8 protein-coding genes are annotated in these 13,576 nt (G+C 74.1%); 3 read left to right on the top strand and 5 right to left on the bottom strand.

Translation table 11 applies throughout. The annotated features are described in order from the left end of the window. Positions 1–19 precede the first annotated feature (19 nt). Together IE316_RS24435 and IE316_RS24430 are read right to left on the bottom strand one after the other, a co-directional pair. Positions 20–3,511 (bottom strand): ATP-dependent helicase, encoded by a 3,492-nt coding sequence (locus IE316_RS24435; protein WP_190206614.1) that lies wholly within the window; start codon positions 3,509–3,511, stop codon positions 20–22. Positions 3,512–3,777: 266 nt separating this feature from the next. After that, positions 3,778–4,236, bottom strand: coding sequence for an MGMT family protein (locus IE316_RS24430; protein WP_190206613.1), 459 nt, complete (start codon positions 4,234–4,236; stop codon positions 3,778–3,780). 198 nt (positions 4,237–4,434) lie between these two features. Here IE316_RS24430 and IE316_RS24425 point away from each other — a divergent pair, with 198 nt between their 5' ends. From IE316_RS24425 to IE316_RS24415, 3 genes are all read left to right on the top strand, one after another. After that, the gene (locus tag IE316_RS24425) at positions 4,435–7,167 is read left to right on the top strand and encodes a lysylphosphatidylglycerol synthase transmembrane domain-containing protein (RefSeq protein WP_190206612.1); all 2,733 of its coding nucleotides are present in this window, start codon (positions 4,435–4,437) and stop codon (positions 7,165–7,167) included. A gap of 77 nt (positions 7,168–7,244) precedes the next feature. Then, positions 7,245–8,789 carry an alpha/beta hydrolase gene (locus IE316_RS24420; protein ID WP_190206611.1) on the top strand — a complete coding sequence of 515 codons (1,545 nt, stop codon included), beginning with the start codon at positions 7,245–7,247 and terminating at the stop codon, positions 8,787–8,789. Between the two features lie 128 nt (positions 8,790–8,917). Then, positions 8,918–10,420, top strand: a complete 1,503-nt coding sequence (locus IE316_RS24415) for an alpha/beta hydrolase (RefSeq protein ID WP_190206610.1) — start codon at positions 8,918–8,920, stop codon at positions 10,418–10,420. A gap of 68 nt (positions 10,421–10,488) precedes the next feature. Here IE316_RS24415 and moeZ read toward each other — a convergent pair whose 3' ends face one another. From moeZ to IE316_RS24400, 3 genes are all read right to left on the bottom strand, one after another. Further along, positions 10,489–11,667, bottom strand: a complete 1,179-nt coding sequence (gene moeZ / locus IE316_RS24410) for an adenylyltransferase/sulfurtransferase MoeZ (protein WP_190206609.1) — start codon at positions 11,665–11,667, stop codon at positions 10,489–10,491. 63 nt (positions 11,668–11,730) lie between these two features. Continuing rightward, positions 11,731–12,489, bottom strand: a complete 759-nt coding sequence (locus IE316_RS24405) for a spherulation-specific family 4 protein (RefSeq protein ID WP_190206608.1) — start codon at positions 12,487–12,489, stop codon at positions 11,731–11,733. Next, complete coding sequence (locus IE316_RS24400) at positions 12,477–13,547, bottom strand: SDR family oxidoreductase (protein WP_190206607.1); 1,071 nt, start codon at positions 13,545–13,547, stop codon at positions 12,477–12,479. The genes IE316_RS24405 and IE316_RS24400 overlap by 13 nt, the downstream gene beginning before the upstream one ends. Positions 13,548–13,576 lie beyond the last annotated feature (29 nt).

The following is a 13,576-nucleotide window of genomic DNA, read 5'->3' as shown; positions in this document are numbered from 1 at the left end:
GTGCGATGGGTCACGCCGGTCACTCGACGATGTGGCGGCCCTCCGGCCGGGCGCTGCACGAGGCCCGGAACGCGCAGTGCGCGCAGTGCTGTCCCGCGGTCGGGGTGAACCGTTCGTCGAGGACCTTGCCGGCGGCCGTGGCCAGCAGCTCGCCGACCCACTCCCCCTCCAGGGGTTCCTGGGCCTGCACCTTGGGCAGCGTCTCGCCGCCGTCCCGCTTGGCGGCGCCCTGCCGCAACTGGACGAGTTCCGCGCCGCCGGGTTCGGGCCGGGCGCCGTCGAAGACCTCGTCGACGGCGCCCTCGCGGACGGCGAGCTGGTAGACGGCGAGCTGCGGGTGGCGGGCCACCTCGGCGGAGCTGGGCGCCTGCTTGCCGGTCTTGAAGTCGACCACATAGGCGCGGCCCTCGCCGTCGGCCTCCACGCGGTCCATCTGGCCGCGGACGCGCACCTCGTACTCGCCTGCCGTGAGCGTGACGTCGAAGTCGTGCTCGCTGGCCACCGGAGTGCGGCCGGTGCGGTCCATGACGTGCCACTTCAGGAAGCGTTCGAGGGCCACGCGCGCGTGGGCCTTCTCCTGCTCGGACTTCCACGGCGCGTCGAAGGCGAGCGCGTTCCACACCGAGTCCAGGCGCTCCATGAGGACGTCGAGGTCGGCGGGGGTGTGCCCGGAGGCGACCTCGTCGGCCAGGACGTGGACCACGTTGCCGAAGCCCTGGGCGGCGGTGGCGGGGGCGTCGGCCTTGACCTCGCGGCCGAGGAACCACTGGAGCGCGCAGGTGTTGGCGAGCTGGTCCAGGGCGCTGCCGGACAGCACGACGGGCTGGTCCCGGTCGCGCAGCGGCACCTTGGACTCGGTCGGCTCGAACATGCCCCACCAGCGGTAGGGGTGCGCGGACGGCACCAGCGGGCGGCCGTCCTCGTCGGCGAGCGCGGCGAGGCGGGCCAGACGGCGGGCGGCGGCCTCGCGCAGGGCGTCGGAGACCCGGGGGTCGACCGTGGTGGCGCGCAGCTCGGCGACGAGCGCGGCGACGGACAGGGGGCGGCGCGGGCGGCCGGTGACGTCCTTGGGCTCGACCCCGAGTTCGGTGAGGAACCGGGACGGCTGGTCGCCGTCGTCGGCCGGGGCCTTGACGGCGGTGACGACGAGGCGGTCACGCGCGCGCGTGGCGGCGACGTAGAACAGGCGGCGTTCCTCGGCGAGCAGTGCCCCCGGGCTGAGCGGTTCGGCGAGTCCGTCGCGGCCGATGCGGTCCGCCTCCAGGAGGGAGCCCCGGCGGCGCAGGTCGGGCCAGAGGCCCTCCTGGACGCCCGCGACGACGACCAGCCGCCATTGCAGGCCCTTGGCGCGGTGGGCGGTCATCAGGCGCACGGCGTCGGGGCGCACGGCGCGCCGGGCGAGGGTGTCGGCGGCGATGTCCTCGGCGTCGATCTCCGCCAGGAAGTTCAGGGCGCCCCGGCCGCCGGTGCGCTCCTCCGCGCGCGCGGCGGTCGCGAACAGGGCGCACACGGCGTCCAGGTCGCGGTCGGCGTTGCGGCCGGCGGCGCCGCCGCGGCGGGCGGCCCGCTCCAGGCGGCCGGGCCAGGGGGTGCCGTTCCACAGGTCCCACAGCGCCTCCTCGGCCGTGCCGCCGCCCGCCAGGCGCTCCCTCGCCTTGCGCAGCAGCGCGCCGAGGCGCTGGGCGCCGCGCGCGTAGGCGGGGTCGTGCACGGCGAGCCGCTCGGGCTCGGCCAGCGCCCGCGCGAGCAGCTCGTCCGACGGCGGGGGCGGCACCTGACCGGCGGCCCGGGCCTCTTCGCGCAGGGCCCGGCCGAGCCGGCGCAGATCGGCGGCGTCCATGCCGGCCAGGGGCGAGGTGAGCAGGGTGAGGGCGGTCTCGGTGTCGAGCCAGCATGCGTCCGGGTCGCGCGGGCCGGCGCCCGGCACCGCGCCGTCCGGGGCGCTGTCCGTCTCCGGGCCGTCCGGGCCGCCACCTGCCGCGGCGCCGTCCGGGGCGCCGCCCGCCTCCACGCCACCCGCCACCGCGCCGCCCGGCCCGCCGCCCGCCTCCACGCCGCCGCCCGCCACCGCGCCACCCGGCCCATCGCCCGCGCCGACACCGTCCGCGCCGCCGCCCGCCTCCGCGCCCGCCACCGCGCGCAACGCCGTGAGCAGCGGGGCCACCGCCGGTTCGTGGCGCAGCGGCAGGTCGTCGCCGTCGACGTCCAGGGGGACGCCGGAGGCGGACAGGGCGCGGCGGACGGCCGGGATGGTGCGGGAACCGGCCCGGACCAGGACCGCCATCTCGCCCCACGGAACGCCGTCCTCCAGATGCGCCCGGCGCAGGATGTCGGCCACATTGTCCAGTTCCGTACCGGCCGTCGGGTACGTGTAGACCTCCACCCGGCCCCCGTCGCGCACCGGGGTCAGTTCGCGGTGGGCGCGGACCCGGTCGGCGGGCAGGCGGGGCAGCGGCATGCGCCGGGTCAGCAGCCGGGTGGCGTCCAGCAGGGCGGCCCCGGAGCGGCGGGAGGTGCGCAGCACCTGGACGGGTGCCGGGCGGCCGTCCGCGCGGGGGAAGGCGTGCGGGAAGTCCAGGATGCCGCCGACGTCCGCGCCGCGGAACGCGTAGATCGACTGGTCGGGGTCGCCGAAGGCGACGAGGGTGCGTCCGCCGCCGGCCAGGGCGCGCAGCAGCCGTACCTGGGCGGGGTCGGTGTCCTGGTACTCGTCGACGTACACGGCGTCGTACTGGGCGGCGAGGCGTTCGGCGACGCCCGCGCGGTGGGTGAGGAGCACCGCGCGGTGGACGAGTTCGGCGTAGTCCAGGACGCCCTGGAGGTCGAGGACGTCGAGGTACTCGGCGAGGAACACGGCGGCGGCGCGCCAGTCGGGGCGGCCGATGCGCCGGGCGAAGTCCGCCAGGGCGTCCGGGCCGAGGCCCAGCTCACGGCTGCGGGCGAGCACCGCGCGGACCTCGTCGGCGAAGCCGCGGGTGGTGAGGCAGGCGCGCAGTTCGTCGGGCCAGCGCACGTGCGCCAGGCCGAGCCGCTCCAGGTCGGCCTGGCCGGCCAGCAGCTCGCGCACGGTGACGTCCTGCTCGGGGCCGGACAGCAGCCGCAGCGGCTCGACGAACAGGTCGCTGTCCTGGTGGGCGCGGACCAGGGCGTAGCTGAACGAGTGGAAGGTGGTCGCCCGGGGCGCGCGCGCGGCGCCGGTGCGCAGCGCCATGCGGTCGCGCAGCTCGACGGCGGCCTTGCGGCTGAAGGTGAGCACCAGGATGCGTTCGGGGTCGGCGCCGCGGGCGATGCGCTCGGCGACGGACTCCACCAGCGTGGTGGTCTTGCCGGTGCCCGGGCCGGCGAGGACGAGCAGCGGACCGGCGCGGTGGTCAACCACCGCTCGCTGGGCGGCGTCCAGATGAGGGGGGTCCACGCGCGCGGGCGGGGTACGGACCAGTCGGTAAGCGCCACGGGTCCCCTGCCGCACCTGGGGGTGCGGCAGATGCCTGACGGAGGAAGAGGAGCTCACGTGGTTCGCCGGTCCTGGTGGGGTTGCTGGTGGGGCGGCCGTCCCTCGGGGTGGGCGGTGGCCGCGGGGTGAGGGGGACACGTGCAGCCGACGCTACGCCGGCGGGAAGGCCGGCAGCGGAGCTTCCGCTTCTTCCCTCCCGTCACTCGCGGCGCGTGTGTACCCCACCCCACGAACGTACGTCATGCCACCGACGTGCCCCGAGTCTCCCGGTTCCCTCGTACGGATCACGGGTCGCACACCCGTCGGTCCGATGGCGGAAGCTGTCAGGTGTGAACCTGCGCGTGTCCGCCGCCGTCCCACCGCGCCCGTCTCATGTCGACGCGCGGCAGGTGGTCCTCCGCGGCCCTGCCCGCCTCCTTCAGGGGCGTGCCCTCCTCCCGGTACCGGGCGAGCGCCTCCAGTTCGTGGCCCGGCAGCAGAACGCCGTCCGCGCGGACGACACGCCACCAGGGCACGCCCCCGCCGTAGAGGGACATCACCCGGCCGACCTGCCGGGGACCGCCCTCGCCCAGCCACTCGGCGACGTCCCCGTAGGTCATCACGCGCCCGGGCGGGATCGCCTCGGTGGCGTCCAGGACGCGCTCGGCGTACTCCGGCAGCGCGTCCGAGAACTCGGGGCCGATGTCGTCCGAGGGCTCAGGACCGACGTCGTCCGAGGACGCGGAACCGGTGTCGTCCCGGGGCTCTGGACCGATGTCGTCCGGAAGGCTTCGCTCGCTCATCCGCTCCATCCTGCCGCACCCCTCCGACACCGGTACGCACGCGCGTGGCCGCTTCGCGTGCCTCGCCCGGCAGCGGTGCTTGGGGCAGACTGTGCGGCCCCGCATGGGGACCCTGAGGACCCTGATGCCCCCGGCCGCCGGTGCGGCATGCCACCATCGTGCGGGCGGTGACCGGTGATACGAGAGCAAGAAGAGACGATGAAGCAGCAGGGTGTGCGACCCGGGGACACGGAGGGCACCTCTGACGCTTCGGCGCGTCCCGGCACCGGGAAGACGGCCGACGGCGAGGGCGGCGCGGGCAGTACCGCGCCGGACGCCGCGGACACCGCGCACATCGACGAGGTCGAGGGCGACGAGCCGCTGCTCCCCGCGCGCGTGCACCGGCCCTCCGATCTGATGCGCCTGTTGGTGGGCGTGCTCGCCGTCGCCGTGCTGCTCGCCGTCGCCGCCTTCGCGCACGGCACCACCTCGGGCCTCGAACAGGACATCAACAAGGGCACCGGCCAGGCACCCGATGTGCTGACCAGGATCGCGGGTCTGGTCTCCAGCATCGCGATCCTGCTGGTGCCGGTCGCCTTCGCGATCGAACGGCTGATCAAGCGGGACGGGCTGCGGATCGCCGACGGCGTGCTCGCCGCCGTCCTCGCCCACGGGGTGACGCTCGCCACCGACCTGTGGGTGGCCGAGGCCGCGCCCGGCTCCATTCAGGAGGCGCTCACCCAGCCCGCGCCCGGGGAGCTGCACGCCCTGACCGACCCCGTGCACGGCTACCTGGCGCCGGTCATCGCGTACATGACGGCCGTCGGTATGTCCCGCAGGCCCCGGTGGCGCTCGGTGCTGTGGGTCGTCCTGTTGCTGTACGCCTTGTCGATGCTGGTCACCGGCTACACCACACCGTTCTCCATCATCCTGACGGTGCTGATCGGCTGGGCCGTGGCCTCCGGGACGCTGTACGCGGTCGGCTCCCCCAACGTCCGCCCCACCGGGCGGACGCTGATGGCGGGCCTGATGAGGGTCGGCTTCCACCCGGTGACCGCCTCCCGCGAGGAGGCCCCGGCGGACTCCGCCGAGACCGGCGACCGCGGCCGGCGCTATTTCGTCACCCTGGAGGACGGCCCGCCCCTGGACGTCACGATCGTCGACCGGGAGCAGCAGGCCCAGGGCTTCTTCTACCGCGCGTGGCGCAACCTGACCCTGCGCGGCTTCGCCACCCGCAGCAGCCTGCAGTCGCTGCGCCAGGCGCTGGAGCAGGAGGCGCTGCTGGCCTACGCGGCGATCGCGGCCGGAGCCAACGCGCCCAAGCTGATCGCCACCTCGGAGCTGGGCCCCGACGCCGTGATGCTCGTCTACGAGCACACCGGCGGACGCACCCTGGACTCGCTGGCGGACGAGGAGATCACCGACGACCTGCTGCGCGGCACCTGGGAGCAGGTACGGGCCCTGCAGTCCCGGCGGATCGCGCACCGGCGGCTGGTCGGGGACGCCATCCTGGTGGATCGTTCCGGCAGTGTGATCCTCACCGACCTGCGGATCGGCGAGATCGCCGCCGGTGACCTGCTGCTGCGCATGGACGTCTCCCAGCTCCTGGTCACCCTCGGACTGCGGGTCGGCGCCGAGCGGGCGGTCGCCTCGGCGGTCGGCGTCCTCGGCCCGGACGCCGTCGCGGACTGTCTGCCGATGCTCCAGCCGATCGCGCTCAGCCGCTCCACGCGCGCGACGCTGCGCCGACTGGCCCGGGAACGGTCCCAGCGCGAGCGCGAGGCCGTCCTGGAGGCGTCCAGGCAGGCCAAGCAGGCCCGCCTGGAGGCGGCCGGGGAGCCCGGCGGGGCGACGGCCGGGGACAAGCCCGGCAAGAAGGCCGTACGCGCGGAGCAGCGGGCCGAGAAGCGGGCGCTGGACGAGGCCCTGGACGAGGCCCGCGAGGAGGACCTGCTCACCCAGATCCGCTACGAGGTGCTGCGGATCAGGCCGCAGGCCCCCGTCGAGCCGGCCCGTCTGGAACGGGTCCGGCCGCGCACTCTGATCAGCTTCATCGCCGGCGCGATCGGCGCGTACTTCCTGCTGACGCAGCTCACCCACATCGAGTTCGGGCCGCTGATCTCGAACGCCGAGTGGGGCTGGGTCGCCGCGGCGGTGCTGTTCTCGGCGGCCAGTTATGTCGCGGCGGCGATGTCCCTGCTGGGGTTCGTGCCCGAGCGGGTGCCGTTCGTGCGGACGGTGGCCGCGCAGGTCGCCGGGTCGTTCGTGAAGATCGTCGCCCCGGCCGCGGTCGGCGGCGTCGCCCTGAACACCCGCTTCCTCCAGCGCGCGGGCGTGCGCCCCGGGCTCGCGGTGGCCAGCGTGGGCGCCTCGCAGTTGTTCGGGCTGGGCTGCCACATCCTGATGCTGCTGTCCTTCGGCTACGTCACCGGCACCGAGAAGACGCCCTCCCTGTCGCCGTCCCGGACGGTCATCGCCGGTCTGCTGACGGTGGCGGTGCTCGTCCTGGTGGTCACCTCGGTGCCCTTCCTGCGGAAATTCGTCGTCACGCGCGTGCGGTCGCTGTTCGCCGGGGTGGTCCCGCGCATGCTGGACGTGCTGCAGCGCCCGCAGAAGCTGATCACCGGCATCGGCGGGATGCTGCTGCTCACCGCCTGCTTCGTGATGTGCCTGGACGCCTCGATCAGGGCCTTCGGCGACGAGTCGACCTCCATCAGCATCACCAGCGTCGCCGTCGTCTTCCTGGCGGGCAACGCCCTGGGGTCCGCGGCGCCGACCCCGGGCGGCGTCGGCGCGGTCGAGGCGACCCTGACGGTCGGTCTGATCGCCGTCGGCCTCCCCAAGGAGGTCGCCGCCCCCGCGGTGCTGCTGTTCCGGCTGCTCACCCTGTGGCTGCCGGTGCTGCCGGGCTGGCTGGCCTTCACCCACCTGACACGGAAACAGGCGCTGTAGCCGGGGCCGGGCCCGCCGCGTACCCCGTACGGCCCGCGCCCCGAGCGCCGCGTCCCGGGCGCCCGCACGATGGGGGCATGCCGAATCCCCGCCGTCAGCGCGCCGCCGCCCTCACCGTCACCTCCGCGCTGCTGGCCCTGGCGCTCACGGGCTGCGGAGAGGACACCGGCGACGGGGACCTGACACGGCAGAAGCTCACCTGGCGGGAGTGCCCCGCCCCGTCCCAGGCGCAGGGCGGCGGCACCGCGCCCTCGCCGCTGCCGGGCGGCGGCACCTGGCAGTGCGCCACCATGAAGGCACCGCTGGACTGGGACGACCCCGAGGGCGACACGATCGGCCTCGCGCTGATCCGGGCGAGGGCGAGCGGCGAGGCCGGCCGGCGGATCGGATCGCTCGTCTTCAACTTCGGCGGCCCCGGCGGCTCGGGCGTCACCACGCTGCCCGCCTTCGCCGGGGACTACGCCAACCTGCGCACCCGCTACGACCTGGTCAGCTTCGACCCGCGCGGGGTCGGCCGCAGCGCGCCCGTGGAGTGCCTGGACGACGCCCGGCTCGACGCGTACTTCCAGCAGGACGCCACCCCCGACGACGCCGCCGAGCGCGCCGGACTGGTCAGGAACACCGAGGAGTTCAACGCGGCCTGCGAGAAGAACTCCCGGAAGATGCTGCCGCACGTGCGCACCACCGACGCGGCCCGTGACATGGACCTGATGCGGCAGGTCCTCGGCGACGACGAGCTGCACTACTTCGGCATCTCCTACGGCACCGAACTCGGCGGCGTCTACGCCCACCTGTTCCCCGAGAAGGTGGGCCGGGCCGTCTTCGACGCCGTCGTCGACCCGACGCAGAGCCCGGAGCAGAGTGCGCTCGGGCAGGCCAGGGGCTTCCAGCGGGCCCTCGACAACTACGCCGAGCACTGCGTCTCCCAGACCGAGGACTGCCCGGTCGGCGACAGCGCCCAGGACGTCAAGGACCGCATCGCCCGGCTCCTGAAGGACCTCGACGCCGAGCCCCTGCCCGGCGTCTTCCCCCGCCGGCTCACCCAGACCGCCGCGACCGGCGGCATCGCCCAGGCCCTGTACTCGCAGGACTTCTGGGAGTACCTCACCGAGGGCCTTGAACAGGCGTACGACGGTGACGGCCGGGTCCTGATGGCGCTGTCGGACGCGCTGAACGGGCGCGGCGACAACGGCGAGTACAGCAACATCACCGCCGCCAACGTCGCCATCAACTGTGCCGACGACAAGCCCCGTTACGACCCGGCCGACGTCGAGCGGAAGCTGCCGGAGTTCCGCGCCGCCTCCGGCCTGTTCGGCGACTACCTCGCCTGGTCCCTGCTGAGCTGCACCGACTGGGCGGTGCCCGGCGCGGCCGACCATCCCGACGTCGGTGCGGCGGGCGCCCCGCCGATCCTGGTCGTCGGCAACACCGGCGACCCGGCCACACCGTACGAGGGCGCGCGGAAGATGGTGCGGGCCCTGGGCAAGGGGGTCGGCATCGAGCTGACGTACAAGGGCCAGGGGCACGGGGCCTACGACAGCAAGAACAAGTGCGTACGGAACGCGGTCGACGGCTATCTGCTCGACGGCCGGGAACCGGCGGCCGGCACGGTCTGCTCCTGACCCTCCGACCCCGAGAATTCGCAGGTCAGAACGTTATCCACAGGCCCCGGCGGGTCCGCGCCGATCCGCCTACCATGGCATGACCGCCATCCGCGGCACGGTGCGGACGGCTTGTGAGGGGGGCACACATGGGGCGATGGCTGCGGTGGACGGCACTGGCGGGGGTCGCGGCACTGCTGACCGCGGGCTGCGGCGGCGGCTCGTCCGGCGACGGGAAGGACGGCGGCGGGGGCGACGGGCCGCTGACGGCCCAGCGGCTCGACTGGGGGCGCTGCGAGGCCACCTCGGACGGCCCCGCGCCGGGCGGCGACTGGCAGTGCGCCACGCTCAAGGTGCCCCTGGACTGGGCCGACCCGGACGGCGAGCGGATCGGCCTGGCGCTGATCCGCACCAAGGCCCGCGGTGAGCGGCGCGCGGGCTCGCTGCTGTTCAACTTCGGCGGCCCCGGCGGCTCCGGCGTCTCGATGCTGCCGTCGTACGCCGACACCGCGTCCTCCTTGCGGGAGCGGTACGACCTGGTGAGCTGGGACCCGCGCGGCGTGGCCGCCAGCGAGGGCGTCCGCTGCCGGGGCGACAAGGAGACGCAGGCCGCCGAGTCGGTGGACGCCACCCCGGACACCCCGGCGGAGGAGCGGGCGTATCTGAAGAACGCCGCCGACTTCGCCAAGGGCTGCGAGCGCTCCGCGGGCAAGCTGATCGCGCACGTCTCGACCACGGACACCGCCCGCGACATGGACCTGCTCCGCCAGGTGCTGGGCGACCGCAGGATGCACTACTTCGGCATCTCCTACGGCACCGAACTCGGCGGGGTCTACGCCCACCTGTTCCCGAAGCACGTGGGGCGGATGGTCCTGGACGCGGTCGTGGACCCGACCGCCGACACCATCGGGCACGCCGAGCACCAGGCGAGGGGCTTCCAGCGGGCGCTGGACGACTATCTGCGCTCCACCGGCCAGGACCCCGAGCAGGGCACACGGAAGATCGCCGGCCTGCTGGAGCGGATCGACGCGGAGCCGCTGCCCACCTCGTCCTCGGGGCGGGAGCTGACCCAGACGCTGGCCCTGACCGGGCTCGTGCTGCCCCTCTACAGCAAGGCGAGCTGGCCGGCCCTGACCAGTGCGCTGGAGGCCGCCGAGGACGGCGACGGTTCGGAGCTGCTGGCGCTGGCCGACGGGTACAACGAGCGTGATCCGTCGGGGCACTACGGCACGACGACCCACTCCCAACGGGTCATATCGTGCTTGGACGACAAGCGGCGGCCCACGCTGGAGGAGACCAGGAGGCTGCTGCCGGAGTTCGAGCGGATCTCCCCCGTGTTCGGCGCCTTCCTGGGCTGGGACACGGCCGGCTGGTGCCACGGCTGGCCGGTGCCCGGACAGCACGAGACGCCCGAGGTGAGCGCGCCGGGCGCGGCCCCGGTGCTGGTGGTCGGGAACACGGGCGACCCGGCGACCCCGTACGAGGGGGCCCGCAGGATGGCGGACGAGCTGGGCGAGGACGTGGGTGTGGTGCTCACCTGGAAGGGCGAGGGGCACGGTGCCTACGGCAGCGGGAGCGACTGTGTCGACTCCGCGGTCGACGCCTATCTGCTGGACGGGACCGGGCCTCGGGACGGCACGGTCTGCTCCTGACGACGATGGGGGCCGCCGGCACCCGCGGTGCCGGTGACCCCCACCCTGGAAGCGGAGCAGCTTTGGTCTCAGTAGACCGGCTTGTCCGGCTCGATCTGGTTGACCCAGCCGATCACGCCGCCGCCGACGTGGACGGCGTCCGAGAAACCGGCCGACTTCAGGACCGCGAGGACCTCCGCACTGCGGACACCCGTCTTGCAGTTCAAGACGATCTTCTTGTCCTGCGGGAGGCTCTCCAGCGCGGTGCCCATGAGGAACTCGTTCTTCGGGATCAGCCGGGCGCCCGGGATGGACACGATCTCGAACTCGTTGGGCTCGCGGACGTCGATCAGCTCGATGTTCTCGCCGTCGTCGATCCACTCCTTGAGCTGCTTGGGAGTGATCGTGGAGTCGGCGGCCGCCGCCTGGGCCTCGTCGGAGACGACGCCGCAGAACGCCTCGTAGTCGATCAGTTCGGTGACGGTCGGGTTCTCGCCGCAGACCGCGCAGTCGGGGTCCTTGCGGACCTTGACCTGGCGGTACTGCATCTCCAGGGCGTCGTAGATCATCAGGCGGCCGACCAGCGGCTCGCCGATGCCCGCGAGGAGCTTGATGGCCTCGTTGACCTGGATGGAGCCGATGGACGCGCACAGCACGCCGAGCACGCCGCCCTCGGCGCAGGAGGGGACCATGCCGGGGGGCGGGGGCTCCGGGTAGAGGCAGCGGTAGCAGGGGCCGTGCTCCGACCAGAAGACGGACGCCTGGCCGTCGAACCGGTAGATCGAGCCCCAGATGTACGGCTTGTTCAGCAGCACGCAGGCGTCGTTGACCAGGTAGCGGGTCGCGAAGTTGTCCGTGCCGTCGATGATCAGGTCGTACTGGCTGAAGATGTCCATCACGTTGTCGGCCTCGAGCCGCTCTTCGTGCAGGACCACGTTCACGTACGGGTTGATGCCCTTGACGGTGTCGCGGGCGGACTCGGCCTTGGAGCGGCCGATGTCGGACTGGCTGTGGATGATCTGGCGCTGCAGGTTCGACTCGTCGACCTCGTCGAACTCCACGATGCCGAGGGTGCCGACGCCCGCGGCGGCGAGGTACATCAGCGCCGGCGAACCCAGGCCGCCGGCGCCCACACAGAGCACCTTGGCGTTCTTCAGCCGCTTCTGCCCGTCCATCCCGACGTCCGGGATGATCAGGTGGCGGGAGTACCTGCGGACCTCGTCTACGGTGAGCTCAGAGGCTGGCTCGACCAGGGGTGGCAGCGACACGGGGACTCCGTTGGTCGGTCAATCATGACGGTTGTTCTCCCCGTAACACTGCCACGCGCTTTTTCATTCCGAGACACCCGTCCCGACCTGCGAGACGATGGTGTCCCAGTAGCCGGGCATCGCCTCCCAGGGGCCGGTGCTGCCGTGCCGGTGGGTGCGGTCGGTGCGGTCGGTGAACCAGATGGTGGCGGCGCCCTGCCAGCGGGCGATGCGCAGGGCCTCGTCGAGGTGGGGCCGGGGCACGCCGTGCACGAAGTGGCAGAACCGCTCGGGCGGGTGGTCGGCGGTCCACTCGGGCGCCTGGGACCACCGGTAGTCGGTCCAGGGGCCGCGGAAGGTCACCAACTGGTCGCCGAGGGCGGCGTAGCCGGGGTGCGGGTGGGTGTCGTGGCCGAGGACGATGTGGGCGTCGTCACGGACGGCGCGCAGGGCGCCGGTCGTGCGGCGGACCGCGGGCAGGGCGGTCCGGCCGGCGGGGCAGCGGTGCAGCAGGAATCCGTCGGCGCGGTACCAGTCGAGGTACCGCCGGGCCTGCTGGACCAGTTCGCCGGTGCCGCGGGTGCCGTGGGCGGCGTCGAGGTGGCCGAGGACGCGCACGCCCGCGTTGCGCAGCCGGCCGGCCGCTGCCAGGCAGTCCGGGTCGGGGTGGGCGCCGGGGCCGTCGGCGACGTTGAGGACGACCCAGTGCAGCGGGGTGCCGGGGCGGGTGAGTCCGGCCCACTCGGCGGCGGCGACGAGGGGGTGGGCCAGGCCGGGGACGCCGAGGCCGGTGCGGAGGCCGGTGCCCGGGTCGGCCGGTCTGGTGCCGGTCAGATACGACACGCGGCCTCCATCCAGATGTCGGCGAGGGATTCCTCCAGGTTGATGCGGGGGCGCCAGCCGAGCCGGTCGCGGGCGGTGCGCACGTCGGCCTGCTGCCAACTGCCGCAGCCGTCCGGGTACGGGTACGTGACCGGGATGACGTGTTCGGGGTCGGCGCGGTGGCCGAGGGCGTCCATCCGGTGGTGGCCCATGCCGTCGACGCGGTGGTGCCCCGGGGCGTCGGCGCGGTGGCCGAGGCCGTCGGCGCGGTGGCCGACGGATTCGCCGCGGGGGTGGCCGATGGTGGGCCGGAGGGCGCCGGGCGGGCCGTCGAGTTCGTGCAGGGCGCCGCCGTAGCCGGCCACGCGGGCGAGGGTGGCGGCGGCGTCGCGGAGCCGGACGGCCCGGCCGGAGCCGATGTTGATCACGCCCTGTGCGGCGGAGAGGGAGGCGGCGTGCACGGCGCGGGCCACATCGCGGACGTCGACGAAGTCGCGCTGGGCGCCGAGCCCGCCGAGGCGGAGTTCGCCGTCGCCGGACTGCATGGCGCGACGCATGGCCTCGGCGAGCCGGCCCAGGGGTGAACCGGCGGGGGTGCCGGGGCCGGCCGGTGAGAAGACGCGGAGGACGACGGCGTCCAGGCCGGAGCCGAGGACCAGTTCGGTGGCGGCGAGTTTGCTGACGCCGTAGGGGCCGCCGGGGCGCGGGACGGCGTCCTCGGCGGTGGAGGAGCCGGGCTGGCTGGGGCCGTACTCGGAGCTGCAGCCGATCTGTACCAGGCGGGCGCCGCAGCCGCTGCGGCGCAGGGCCTCGCAGACGGTGGCGACGGCGACGGTGTTGTGCCGGGTCAGTTCGCGGGCGCCGCCCCGGGTGGTGCCGGCGCAGTTGATGACGACGCCGGGGTGGACCGCGTCGAGGAAGCGGGTGAGAGCGCCGGGGCTGCCGCTGGCGAGGTCGAAGCGGACGTCGGCGTCGTCGCCGCGGCCGAGGGCGGTGAGCTGGACGGCGGGGTCGGCGAGCAGACGGTCGGCGACGAAGCGGCCGATGTAGCCGTTGGCTCCGATCAGCAGGACTCTCATCGGACGGCTCCCGGGGCCGAGGTTCCGGG

The sequence above is a fragment of the Streptomyces fumanus genome (assembly GCF_014655295.1).
In the GTDB taxonomy this organism is placed as follows: domain Bacteria; phylum Actinomycetota; class Actinomycetes; order Streptomycetales; family Streptomycetaceae; genus Streptomyces; species Streptomyces fumanus.
This window is presented reverse-complemented; position numbering and strand designations above follow the sequence as displayed.